Source organism: Psychrobacter sp. Ps7 (assembly GCF_022129225.1).
GTDB lineage: Bacteria > Pseudomonadota > Gammaproteobacteria > Pseudomonadales > Moraxellaceae > Psychrobacter > Psychrobacter immobilis_A.
On sequence record NZ_JADQAH010000001.1, the window covers coordinates 138938 to 152068 of the forward strand.

The 13131-nt window shown below is 43.1% G+C and carries 8 protein-coding genes; 7 read left to right on the forward strand and 1 reads right to left on the reverse strand.

The annotated features are described in order from the left end of the window. The first annotated feature begins 93 nt into the window (after positions 1 to 93). Positions 94 to 726, forward strand: a complete 633-nt coding sequence (locus tag I3257_RS00555) for a DNA-3-methyladenine glycosylase 2 family protein (RefSeq protein WP_238048482.1) — start codon at positions 94 to 96, stop codon at positions 724 to 726. 160 nt (positions 727 to 886) lie between these two features. Here the strand turns inward: I3257_RS00555 and I3257_RS00560 are convergent, their stop codons facing one another. After that, positions 887 to 2878, reverse strand: a complete 1992-nt coding sequence (locus I3257_RS00560) for a mechanosensitive ion channel domain-containing protein (RefSeq protein ID WP_238048483.1) — start codon at positions 2876 to 2878, stop codon at positions 887 to 889. Between the two features lie 421 nt (positions 2879 to 3299). Between I3257_RS00560 and I3257_RS00565 the strand changes: the two genes are divergently transcribed. From I3257_RS00565 to I3257_RS00590, 6 genes are all read left to right on the forward strand, one after another. Further along, positions 3300 to 5246 (forward strand): TonB-dependent receptor, encoded by a 1947-nt coding sequence (locus tag I3257_RS00565; protein WP_238048484.1) that lies wholly within the window; start codon positions 3300 to 3302, stop codon positions 5244 to 5246. A gap of 353 nt (positions 5247 to 5599) precedes the next feature. Next, positions 5600 to 7024, forward strand: a complete 1425-nt coding sequence (gene ahcY, locus I3257_RS00570) for an adenosylhomocysteinase (protein ID WP_238048485.1) — start codon at positions 5600 to 5602, stop codon at positions 7022 to 7024. A gap of 13 nt (positions 7025 to 7037) precedes the next feature. Further along, positions 7038 to 7883 (forward strand): methylenetetrahydrofolate reductase, encoded by an 846-nt coding sequence (locus I3257_RS00575; RefSeq protein ID WP_238048486.1) that lies wholly within the window; start codon positions 7038 to 7040, stop codon positions 7881 to 7883. A gap of 178 nt (positions 7884 to 8061) precedes the next feature. Continuing rightward, positions 8062 to 8955 carry a 16S rRNA (uracil(1498)-N(3))-methyltransferase gene (locus tag I3257_RS00580; protein WP_238048487.1) on the forward strand — a complete coding sequence of 298 codons (894 nt, stop codon included), beginning with the start codon at positions 8062 to 8064 and terminating at the stop codon, positions 8953 to 8955. 54 nt (positions 8956 to 9009) lie between these two features. Continuing rightward, positions 9010 to 10722, forward strand: a complete 1713-nt coding sequence (locus I3257_RS00585; protein ID WP_238048488.1) for a sensor domain-containing phosphodiesterase — start codon at positions 9010 to 9012, stop codon at positions 10720 to 10722. Between the two features lie 393 nt (positions 10723 to 11115). Further along, positions 11116 to 12909 (forward strand): acyl-CoA dehydrogenase C-terminal domain-containing protein, encoded by a 1794-nt coding sequence (locus tag I3257_RS00590; RefSeq protein WP_238048489.1) that lies wholly within the window; start codon positions 11116 to 11118, stop codon positions 12907 to 12909. The last annotated feature ends 222 nt before the right edge of the window (positions 12910 to 13131 follow it).

The following is a 13131-nucleotide window of genomic DNA, read 5'->3' on the forward strand; positions in this document are numbered from 1 at the left end:
GATCATAAAATCATTATTTAATCTTTATCGACTATAGCCCCTACATTTAACATCTAGCGATAGCGATATTTGCATAAATCAGGATAAGCATTTATGAGCATACAGACCATTGAGAACACACAACAGCTACATGAACATATCATGGCTTTGATTGTTATCGAGCCAAGATTTTTGCCTATCTATGAACAAGTTGGTATTCCCAGTCTACGGCATAATGTCGGTGGGTTTGAGCAGTTGATGCGAGCAATGGTTGGTCAACAGCTGTCTGTGGCAGCAGCAGCCAGTATTTGGCAAAGACTACTTGATGCCGCCTTAACGAATCCACAGGCAATTATCAAAGCAACAGATGAGGACTTAAGAGCGCAAGGGTTATCTAAACAAAAAACCCGTTATATTCGCTCATTAGTCGATCATGATATAGACTTTGCTGCGTTAGAAATTATGCCTGATGAAGAAGCAATAGAAGTGCTGACGGCCGTTACTGGTATTGGCATCTGGACGGCTGAAATGTATTTATTATTCTCACTGAAACGTGCAGACGTACTTGCGGTCGATGATCTAGCAATTAAAGTAGCGGCGATGGCGTTATTAGGCTTAACGGAACGCCCAACGCCAAAACAGTTAAAGAATCTAACACAAGATTGGTCGCCACATCGCAGCGCTGCCAGTCTATTGCTATGGTCATACTACGGCTTATTACGTAATCAAACCGCTGTTCCTTTATAATACCAAATACTCAAGTGATGATTCACCTTATCAAACTCGCTTAGCTTAAGCTTAGTCTAGCACTCGTTTTCTTTGCTGTTCTAATTTTTGTGGATCGTATAAGATAAACGCTTGATACTTACCTCAAGTGCTTATCTTATACATTTTTTAATCCATAATTTTATGGCTGATTCCATATAGAAAAGCCAGATTTTCTTTTTGCGTACTTGAACTTGATTTTCTTTATCATACGGCTTTTATTTCTCAATGCCTTTAACGCATTGTCTTTTTTACTCTCGACTGATTTAGAGGTTCGCTGACTGCCTTCTTCATCTGTCTTGACATTATCTTTACTCAAGTCCACGGCCTGCTTATCATCGTTGCTGTTATCCTTATTGTCGCTAGCATCATCAGCATGGTCATCGTTTGACATGTCTTTTGTCGTTTCCGCGACGTTACCTTCCTTATTCTTATCTTCAATTTCGTTTTCTATGTGATGCTCAAGCTCAGTTTGATTGACAATAAGCTGCTGCGTTGGCAAAGCATGCTCGACATCATATTTCGCCACTTGGTTCAGTAAATCAACAAACAAAACGTTCTGTTTGTCATAGAACTCAGTCACGCCATTAGCATTAACATACGCCTGTAATTGAATGATATAGCAGTCTTGACGTAGCTCTAAAATATTGACCTGATTCCATTCTTGGTTGGTCAAATAATGCTCATCTATAAACTCATCCAAGTCTTTGACCATCTTAAAGACCACATCAATATCAGCAGTGCGTTTAATATATAACTGATGGAAGAAGCGAAACATATCGCGGGACGTAAAGTTTTCAATCTGCATCGATGAGAAATCACCATTTGGTACAGTCACAACAGTGCGCGTCAAGGTGCGCACACGTGATGAGCGAATACCAATATCAATGACTGTGCCTTCATAAGTGCCAAACTTACAATAATCACCAATACGTACGGGCGAATCCGCCACGACCACGACACTACCAACAAGGTTTTCGATGGTTTTTTGCGCACCCAGTGCTAATGCCAAACCACCCACACCCAAGGCGGCAATACCAGTGGTCAAATCAAAACCCAAATTACCGAAGATAACAATCACGGCAAAGATCAGCAGCAACGCTTTGACCACTTTGCGTAGCAGCCCCAAGATAGAGACACGTTCAGTATAATTTTTCTTATAACTTAAATTTACCGCACGAGTGAATATGGCATCGATGACTCGTAACAGCAACCAAGTTAATGCAAGCCAAGATGCAATCTCGGTAAAACGATTGATCGGTTCACGTAGCGTCACCGACACGCCTGCATATACCATCACTTCTGACAGTATCAGCGCCATAATGACCACTGCCAGTGGCAATACGACCTTATCAGGTAATGGCAATGGTACGCCGCGCACACGAGGATAGACGATTCGTAATAGATGGTACAGCAGCCATACCATGATATAAGTAAATACAAAGCTGCCGACAGTCATCATTAACGCTGCGGCTAAATCCGCCACTTGATAGCCAAACAGCTTTTTGCCTTCTAATGAATCAAAAGTATAGCGAGACACTAACGTTGGTTCGGTATTTTCTATGACTTCTGGTACTGAGCTAAGCGTATCCGTAGAAAACTGCCAGTACTGCTCTCCTTGCTTAGACACCACTCTTTCAAGTATCAGTGGAACACTTTTTTCACCCACATTAATCGCACCGACGTTTTCTTGGCTTGGCGGTAGCTGATCAGTTAGGTTGCCCTCAGGCGTATTATTAATCTGCAAATCAGGCTGAAAACGCCCACCTGCATCCAGCGCTTGCTTGAATTGACGAACGATTGTGGTTGGATTGTCAGACTTTGATAAGTTTAAATAATTACTCGCCAGCAGATAGTCATTTTCACCTAACGCACTGATGAAGCCCTGTACGGTATGGCGCGGAGTATCGCGTCCGAATGAATCTGGTATCGGCGTACTCGCCGACTCCTCACTGGTACTGCCACCCATCCCCAATGCGCTGGCTTCAGCAGCAAATGCATTATTGGGCAACAACGCACTCAACAGCATCACAAGCAAAAACAAAATTGCCATTAGTGGCATTTTGATGATTGAGTATGGTGAAGACAACTCGGGACTGGGAATTATAGGAATCAGGCGATACTTAGTAGACAAAACAAACCTCTTAGCATTATGAATGGTACAACGAAGAACAAATGAGTGCTTCCCTATAATAGCAATTATTTATAACAGCAGTGCTTTTGATTACACGTTTTTATGCTCATCTATGTGAATTATTTACTCTCGCCTTTGCTTATGACTTCTAATTTTTTATTACCTTTCACGACACTCCTTCTCAATGTCTACTATGAATAAGAGTGATAATCATTAAATGAATAAACCGCAATCTATCATGAAAACTACTCAGCTTACCGTGAATAAACATTAGGTTAAAGTGGTTTATAAAGCGTTCTATTTTGTAGATAATGAACGCAGTTTTGCTTGTCCACTGTTTTTTGTAATTTTTAGCCATATTAACGTCAATATGGTTACTTTTTTCCCTGCATTTTTTAATATGATTATTTTGGAATTGACTATGTCTTTATCACGTTCATCTTCACGTACCTACCTTCGTTTGAGTATCTTAAGCGCACTAGGTTTACTTGCGGTTAACACAGCAATGGCAGTGACACCTGACGTTGCTACTATTAACGATAGCGAGCTACCACAAGTTGAGCTTGATGAAATCATTGTAACAGCAACCCGTACCCCCACTAAAACCAGCAATGTAATTGCGCAAACTCGGGTTGTAGATAAAGAAGATTTAAAACGCTTTCAAGGTCAGACGGTTTTAGAAGTACTTAGACGGCAGCCAGGATTTAGCATTAAACAAGATGGTGGTATGGGTCAAAGCAGTAATTTCTATCTTCGCGGCTATGATAGTAAGCGTGTATTAGTGCTAATAGATGGTGTTCGTTATGGCTCAATGTCCACAGGTCAGCCCGCTTTAGCCTTATTACCGACCGATCAAATTGATCGTATTGAAATTTTATACGGTGCTTCAGGCTCTAGCATTTATGGTTCAGATGCTATGGGCGGCGTCATTCAAATATTTACTAAAGGCAGTGACGTCGATCAAACTAATTTTTCTGTGACCGCAGGTGTTGGCTCACATGACCAATATATTTATGGTGCAACAGCGCAGTTTGCAAATGCTCAAGGCTCAAAACTGAGTCTTTCCGCTAGTCGGAATCAAACCAAAGGTATCAGCGCGCTTGACAACCGAACAGGCAATGATAAAGATGATGATGGCTTTGAGAGCAATAACTTTGCCTTAAATGCTAGTATGCCTATTACTCAAAATATAAGCGTTGGCGCAACTGGACTTTTCTCTAAGTCAACGACAGAGTTTGATAACTTTAGTTTTGGACCAGGTCCCAATGCAGAGATTGATCAAGAGAATGGTGCCGTATCAGCATTTTCACAGTACGAAAACGATAAGCTGACAGTACGACTATCAGCAGGTCAGGGCTTGGATAAGATTGATAACAAAGTGGGCGATGCCTTTGAAACCAAACAGAAACAGGCGAATTTGATAAGCACTTATGAATTACCTGTAGGACAATTTCAAGCAGGTGCCGAATGGTTGCAGCAGGAAGTAGACCTTACAGATAACACTCCTAGTGCCGGCGGTAAAGACAGCTATAAAATAAATGACCGCGATATTAAGAGTGGCTTTGCTGGTTATCAAGTAAATGAGGATGCTTACGATTTTCAAGCCAATGTTCGTTTCGACGATAACTCACAATTTGGTCACGAAACTACATTTGGTCTTGGTTATGCTGTAAAGCTAGCGCCTAGCCTACGCCTAGGTACTAGCTTCGCTACTGGCTATAGAGCGCCTACTCTGAATGACTTATACATCGAGAGTGCTTACTATGTTCCAAATGAAGATTTAAAAGTCGAAAAGAGTAAAAATGTAGAAGTGTTTATTGAGTCTAATACCACCGTGCAAAATACACGTCTGACTGCCTTTAATAGTAATGTCGACAATCTTATTGATAACAGATACGATGGTAGTATTGACAAATATCAAGCACTGAACATTGATGAAGCAAGCTTGTCAGGTTATAGCTTTACTTCAGACTGGCAGCTCAGTAATATTTTATTTGGTGGTCAATACACTCGCACCAATGCTGAAGTGGACTCAGGAGCTAACAAAGGCAAACAATTAGTGTATCGCCCTGAAAATACTGGCTTGGTATACATAGGTTACCAAGCTGCAGAGTTCGATATTCGTACTGAAGCAGAATATGTGGGTAAAACCTATAATGTTGCAGATAATAGCACTTTTATAGAGGACTATACGTTATTCAATATCAGTGGTAATTATTACTTGAGCCCAAATCTGACATGGACAAGTCGTATTAACAACTTGTCCAACGTAGATTACTCAACCAATGAGAGTTTTGGTCAATATGCTTCGCGTTACAATCAAGACGGCACTAACTTCTTCACATCTCTAACCTATAACTGGTACTAGTTTCTCTTAGTACTATTTAAACTGTCTGAACTGAGAATAAAAAAGGTCATCAATCGATGGCCTTTTTTATTGCTGCATATTACCGCTCGCAAGCTGCGATTGCCTATACCGTCAGCTATTTATGTTATCCAACAGGTGACAATTCATGACTCATCAATTACAATAACGACCTCCGAGAGGTGTTGCGCCATAATATCTGATAGTGCATTTAGGCTTTAAAGCCCTGCTAATCAGTCATCATGTTAGGCTCGGTAACTGTTAAACAATCATCTCATTGATTATTGACAGCGCAAATAACGACACCTGCGTTTTTATTCTTTTTATCATACCTTAACCACTGATAGGAGCATATTATGGACGCAGTGTCTAACACCCCATCTGCCCATACGATCGACCCCTCTTTCACTGACTATAAAGTCGCCGACATCAGCCTTGCTGACTACGGTCGCCGTGAAATCACCCTTGCCGAAGCTGAAATGCCTGCCCTAATGGGTTTGCGTCGTCGCTACGAAGCCGATCAGCCGCTTAAAGGCGCGAAAATCGCTGGTTGTATTCACATGACCATCCAGACTGCCGTTCTTATCGAGACACTCGTCGCGTTAGGTGCTGAAGTACGTTGGACCTCATGTAACATCTTCTCAACTCAAGACCATGCTGCTGCTGCGATTGCTGCTGCTGGTATCTCTGTTTATGCTTGGAAAGGCGAAACAGAAGAAGAGTACGAATGGTGCTTACGTCAGCAAATCCACGTTGGCGGTGAAGCATCAGGTCAGCTTTGGGATGCCAACTTAATTTTGGATGATGGCGGTGATTTGACCGCATTGATTCATAATGATTATGCCGAGCTTCTTGACAGCATCCATGGTATCTCAGAAGAGACGACTACAGGCGTCCATCGCTTAGTCGAAATGCTTAATAAAGGCACACTTAAAGTTCCCGCTATCAATGTTAACGATGCGGTTACTAAGTCTAAAAACGACAATAAATACGGCTGCCGTCATAGCTTAAACGATGCGATTAAACGCGCTACCGACATGTTCCTTGCTGGTCGTCGCGCTTTGGTCATCGGCTATGGCGATGTGGGTAAAGGCTCTACGCAAAGCTTACGTCAAGAAGGCATGATCGTACGTGTCTCAGAAGTTGACCCTATCTGTGCGATGCAGGCATGTATGGACGGCTTTGAAGTATTGTCACCGTACATCAATGGCGATAACACTGGCGGCGCTGAGAATATCAACACCCGTCTGCTTGAAGACACCGACATGATTGTCACGACTACTGGTAACTACCATGTTTGTGATCGTCATATGCTAGCCGCATTGAAACCTGGTGCAGTTGTTTGTAACATCGGTCACTTTGATACTGAGATCGACACCCAATTCATGCGTGATAACTGGCGCTGGGTTGAAATTAAGCCACAAGTCCATCAAATCTTCCGCTCAGACGATGAAAATGATTATTTGATTTTGCTTGCTGAAGGTCGTTTAGTAAACCTAGGTAATGCGACAGGTCACCCTTCACGTGTAATGGACGGCTCATTTGCTAACCAAGTATTGGCTCAAATGTATCTGTTTGACGAGAAATTCGCAGACTTGCCAGCTGATAAACGTACTGACAACCTATACGTCAAAGTACTGCCTAAGAAGCTCGATGAAGAAGTCGCTGCGGCGATGGTTGCTGGTTTTAACGGTACTCTAACGAAGCTAACTGAAAAACAAGCAGAGTATTTGGGTGTGCCTGTCGAAGGTCCATTTAAGCCTGACGCTTACAAATACTAAAAGGAGCCAGACTGTGACTAAGCCTGCTTTCTCCTTTGAGTTTTTCCCTGCCAAAACCGAGCTAGGTCATGAAAAACTACTCAGTACTTATGATGAGTTGAATAAGCTATCACCCGCGTACTTTTCGGTGACTTACGGTGCTGGGGGTTCAACCCGAAATCGCACTTTAGATATCGTCCAAGCACTATGCGCACGCGGTGATACTGACATTGCGCCGCATATATCTTGTATCGGTGATGATAAGGCGGAAATCGCTGAATTGCTCGATCTGTATAAAGGTTTGGGCATCAAGCGCTTAGTCGCCCTGCGTGGTGATTTACCGTCAGGTCAAGTCGGTATGGGCGAGCTGCCGTTTGCGTTAGACTTGGTTAAGTTTATCCGTGAACATTCAGGCGATCATTTCCATATCGAGGTCGCAGCGTATCCTGAAATGCATCCACAAGCGCGTAGCTTTGCATTTGATGTTGACAACTTGGTCAATAAATACCAAGCGGGTGCTAATGCTTCAATCACCCAGTTTTTCTATAACGCTGATAGTTACTTATATTTGCGTGATACCTTAGAGAAGCGTGGTATCGATACGGTTGCTCAGCCTTTAATCGCTGGTATCATGCCAATTACTAACTCAAGTAATTTGGTACGCTTTGCCGATAGCTGTGGCGCTGATATTCCGCGTTATGTACGTAAGCAGTTGTCTGACTTTGGCGATGACCGCAAAGCCATTCGTGAATTTGGTTTTGATGTCGTCTATCGTTTATGCGAGCGCTTAATTACTGAGGGCGTACCTGCCATGCATTTTTATAGCATGAATAAGGTTGAGCCAAACAAGCGCTTGGTTGAAGCACTCGGCTTAGCTTAATTGCTCATCGTATTTATCGAATGTATTTTTTAAAGACTGGCGTTCCTAGGAGCGCCAGTCTTTTTGGTATAAGAATTGCACTAATGCAAATTCTACTAAAGATAATCCCTTTACCCTCTCAAACGATATTCTGCTAAGATATTTGAAAATATTATTCAAACAATAGGACTAAGCAACTGTGCGACGTTTTTTTTATGACACCAGCAATGACATCAGTGATGAAAGAAGCTCACTCCATCCTCAACTTAGCACCTTGGCTATTGGAGATAGTGCCGAATTAACAGAGAGTATCGTCCATCATTGGTGCCGTGTATTGCGTGCCAATATTGGCGATCAAGGCATATTATTCGATGGCTTTGGCGGCGAGTATCAGGTGCAGCTACAAGCCATCAGCAAAAAACACGCCACTGTGACATTATTAGCACATGTAGATACTGACCGAAGTGCCGCTGTCTTCACTAAAATCGGTCTAGTGATGAGCCGCGGTGAACGCATGGACTATGCGATTCAAAAATCCACCGAGCTTGGTGTCACTGCCATTCAATTGCTAAGTAGCCATCATGGCGAGGTCAATCTAAAGCCTGCCCAAGTAGAAAAAAAACTGGCACATTGGCAGCAAGTTGCCATTGCCGCGTGTGAACAATGCGGTCTTAACCGTCCACCGCTTATTATTGCGCCTGTGTCCATAAATGACTGGTTACAAAAGTCAGCGACCCACTCTCCCGATTCGCAAATGGACATTCGCCCTCCTACTACCAGTACTATTGTCACAACCCTTAGCCAAGACCCTTATTATCAAATATTACAACAACCAGCAGATTTGCGTCTGCAACTGAGCGTACCAGCTGCAGGACAACCAGCAATGCCTAGGTCGCTACCAACAGTCTTAACGCAACAGGCTCCTTATATTGAGCTGCTAATAGGCCCTGAAGGTGGTCTGAGTGTTGATGAATGCCAGCAAGCAGCCAAAGCTGGTTTTGAACCTTGGCAAATTGGCTCAAGAATCTTACGCACCGAGACTGCACCCGTGGTGGCGTTGGCGACTCTGCATGCTTTGAGCTATTATGGGTAAATACCCTATGCTTAATCCTAATTGCTGCTCTATTTCGATATGATGAGTCCAACTATGACTGCTTTCGCCCCTATTTCCATCGCAGACAAGCAGCAACTGCTGGCCGAGTTATGCGAGCAGCTTGATGATGCCATATTCATCTTGGATGCCCATTTACGCTATCTATCGGTCAATGCCAGTTATGAGATTATCATTGGCTACAGTGAGTCATTTTTGCTTGGCAGACCACTTGGTGTTTATGCGGCAGAATTTTTATCAGATGAGGAAAGGGCCGTTTTAGCAGATATCACTGATCATCTAGACTGCAATGGTTTTTATGAAAACGACTTTTCGATGCTGAACCGTTATGGACAAATACTTGACTGTCACATGACTTATCGCAAAATCTGTGTCAATCATAAGACTTACTATATCGGTATGGTGCGTGATATGTCCTCGGTCGTCAAGGATCAAAAGCAGGTGGCGCATTTGCTCAATTATGATCAATTGACTGGGTTACCAAACCGTAAGGTTTTCTTGAGTCAGACCAGCGACCTATTGTTGGACAGCTATCAAGAAGTCGTAATTGTACGCTTCAATATTGACCGTTATCGCAATCTAGCAAGCTTGCTTGGCCCTGACGGCATCAACACTTTGGTAAAAAACTTTGTCACACGCCTGAAGAACCTCAAGCTCGATAATTTACAGTGTTTTTCTCATTTTGGCGGCGATGATTTTGCGTTATTATTCGAATCCAATGACGCTAATATGGTACGTCATCAGCTAGATAGCTTGATGCAAATGTGTGAACGCCCCTTCTCCTTAGATGAAAACACTGCGACAGACGCTAAGATTTATTGTCATATTTCCGTCGGGGTCAGTTACTTTCCCACTAACGACGACGAAGTGACAGGATTATTGACCAAGGCTGAAAAAGCGCTGCATTATGTCAAGCAACAAGGCGGTGATGACATTTGCTGGTATGATACAGCCATTGACGAAGCCACTGCGGGTAGCTTGCAGTTAGAGGCGGAGCTTAGAGCCGCTACCACTGAAAATCAGTTTGTTCCTTATTATCAACCAAAGTTTGAGCTGGCTACTGGCATCATTATTGGTTTTGAAGCGCTGGTACGTTGGCAACACCCGACTCGCGGACTGCTAAAGCCGATACATTTTATCAATGCCATTATCACTCATAAACTGTCGTTTGAGCTGTTCTCGCACATGGCGGTTCAAATTGCTAAGCAGTTATCGACTTGGCAACAGCAAGGGTTTTGTCAACATATCTGTATCAATGCAGATGCCGCCGAATTTAGCCACCCTGAGTTTTCTGAGATGGTGAGCGGTTTACTGGTGCAACACCGTATTTCTGCGCATCAGCTACATATTGAAGTCACCGAATCATCCTTAATTCAGCGTCATGCAAATGTCAAAAAACAGCTTAATTTGCTCAAGAAACTGGGAATTTGTCTGGCGTTGGATGACTTTGGCACCGGTTATGCCTCTTTGAGTTACTTACAAGAATATCCATTTGATTTTATTAAAATTGACAAAAGTTTTATATCCAACATCGACACCGATCGTACCCAACATGCCATTGTAAAAGCTATTTTAGACTTGGCAATGGCACTTGATATGCAGGTAGTCGCCGAAGGTATCGAAACTCAACAACAGCGAGATGTGTTGCTAAAAATGGGCTGTCAACAGGGTCAAGGCTATTGGTTTGGCAAACCAGTGCCAGCAGAGGCTGCGACTGAGATGTTGATTCAGCAGTACGCCGCCAAATAAACCCCATTTAACGGATGTTTATTTATCCAGTATCATTAGTATTTTCATATGGTTATTCGCATTTCCTCTTAACGCCTAACGTCGATTGTATAACCGATGCAAGATAGGTTCATGACTTATCAGTGCTGTCACCAAACTTGTATAATCCCCTCTGAAAGCCTATCTTTTATAGTGAATTTGTTAGAGCTTATTAAGTTTCAAGCTTACTCTGACCATCGCCATTCTTTTCAATACTATTTTATATAGCCGACAACATCGTCAATCTGCATTATTGCCTAGCATTTATTTGGGCTCGTTAGATTAATATGGGCTGGACTTGTGCACTAAGTAACAGTGCAGTCATGTGCCTACCCTTGATGATGATTGGTTATATTCTCAAAAGGACAGGAAGTTATGCAATACAAAGCGCCCTTACGTGACATTCAATTCGTGATGCATGAGTTACTCGACAGCGAAAGCCATTATAAAACCCTGCCAGCATTCCAAGAAGCGGATCGCGAGCTAATGGACAGCCTATTTGAAATGGCGGCAAGCTTTGCTGAAAATGAGCTATCACCATTGAATCAAAGTGGTGACGCTGAAGGCTGCCAGTTTGACAATGGTCAAGTCACTACGCCAAAGGGCTTTAAAGAAGCCTATAAAGCCTATTGTGAGCTTGGTTTCCCAGCATTATCTGCTGAAGAAGACTTCGGCGGTCAAAACATGCCGTTCTCATTATCAACCGTCATTAATGAAATGGTTGGTACAGCGAACTGGTCATTCTCTATGTACCCTGGTTTATCACATGGTGCGATTCAAACCATCGAGCATCACGGTACGGACGAGCAAAAACAAACCTACCTAGAAAAAATGGTCAGCGGCGAATGGTCTGGCACCATGTGCTTGACTGAAGCACATGCAGGTTCTGATTTGGGTATTATCCGTACCAAAGCTGAGCCTAAAGAAGATGGCAGCTATAGCATCACTGGTCAAAAAATCTTCATTTCAGCGGGTGAGCATGACCTAACGGATAATATCATTCATATTGTCTTGGCTCGTCTACCAGGCGCGCCTGCTGGCACAAAAGGCATCTCACTGTTTATCGTTCCTAAAGTAGCGGTCAACGAAGATGGTAGCCTAGGTGAAAACAACAACGTCGTTTGTGGCTCTATCGAACACAAAATGGGTATCAAAGCCTCAGCCACTTGCGTGATGAACTTTGATGGCGCAACGGGTTATCTGATTGGCCCAGAAAACCGTGGTCTACAGTGCATGTTTACGTTTATGAACGTGGCGCGTATTGGTACCGCAGTGCAAGGTTTAACAGCAGCAGAATATGCGTTCCAAGGCTCATTGACTTATGCCAAAGATCGCTTAGCAATGCGTTCATTATCTGGTGTTAAAGCCCCTGAAAAAGTCGCTGACCCTATCATTGTACATCCAGCCGTTCGTAACATGCTATTGACCGAAAAAGCCTTTGCTGAAGGTGGCCGTGCTTTGGTCTATTACCTCTCACATTTTGCCGATACAGTCGCAAAAGGCGAAGGCGATGCGCTTAAATTTGCTGATCAAATGTTGTCACTATTGACACCGATCGCTAAAGCGTTCTTGACTGAAACTGGTCTAGAAGCGGCTAACCATGGCGTACAGGTTTATGGTGGTCATGGCTTTATCAGCGAATGGGGCATGGAGCAAAACGTGCGTGATACGCGCATTGCTTGCTTATACGAAGGTACCACTGAAATCCAAGCACTCGATCTACTAGGTCGTAAAGTATTGGGCTCACAAGGCAAACTGCTTGCAAACTTCGTTAAAATCATCCAAACATTCTGTGAAGAAAACAAAGAAAATGACGAGATGGGTCAGTTTATTCGCCCACTTGCCAAGCACCTTAAAGAATGGGGTGATTTGACTGCACGCATCGGCATGCAAGCCACTGAAAACCCAGATGCGGTTGGCGGCGCTGCGGTTGATTATATGTATTTCAGCGGTTATGTGACGCTAGCCTACTTATGGGCACGCATGGCATTAGTAGCACAAACTGAACTTGCGAACGGTACTAGCGAACAAGCCTTCTACGACGCGAAAGTAAAAACCGCGCAGTTCTACTTTGCTAAGCTATTGCCACGTACCACCACTCACGTACAGCGTATCAGCACTGGTGTTGAACCATACATGAGCATGGACGTTGATCAGTTCGCTTTTTAATTAGACGTTAAATACTGCTAATACTGTATTTTTATCGGCAACATACTCAGGTGTGTTGCCGATTTTCTTAGCACTATTAAAATTAATAACGAGTAGAGTCAACACTTTCAAGAAATCTAACCTTTTGTAAAAATCTATTCTTATTTTTATAAAGGCTATCCTTTATCAATACTTTTGGTGTACGCACAATTCACGAAGAAACACACCCGTGCGCAAGCTTAT

Excerpts from the sequence above, each read along its gene's own strand:
- I3257_RS00555 (WP_238048482.1), top strand. The coding sequence starts at position 94 with ATGAGCATACAGACCATTGAGAACACACAACAGCTACATGAACATATC.
- I3257_RS00565 (WP_238048484.1), top strand. The coding sequence starts at position 3,300 with ATGTCTTTATCACGTTCATCTTCACGTACCTACCTTCGTTTGAGTATC.
- ahcY (WP_238048485.1), top strand. The coding sequence starts at position 5,600 with ATGGACGCAGTGTCTAACACCCCATCTGCCCATACGATCGACCCCTCT.
- I3257_RS00585 (WP_238048488.1), top strand. The coding sequence starts at position 9,010 with ATGACTGCTTTCGCCCCTATTTCCATCGCAGACAAGCAGCAACTGCTG.
- I3257_RS00590 (WP_238048489.1), top strand. The coding sequence starts at position 11,116 with ATGCAATACAAAGCGCCCTTACGTGACATTCAATTCGTGATGCATGAG.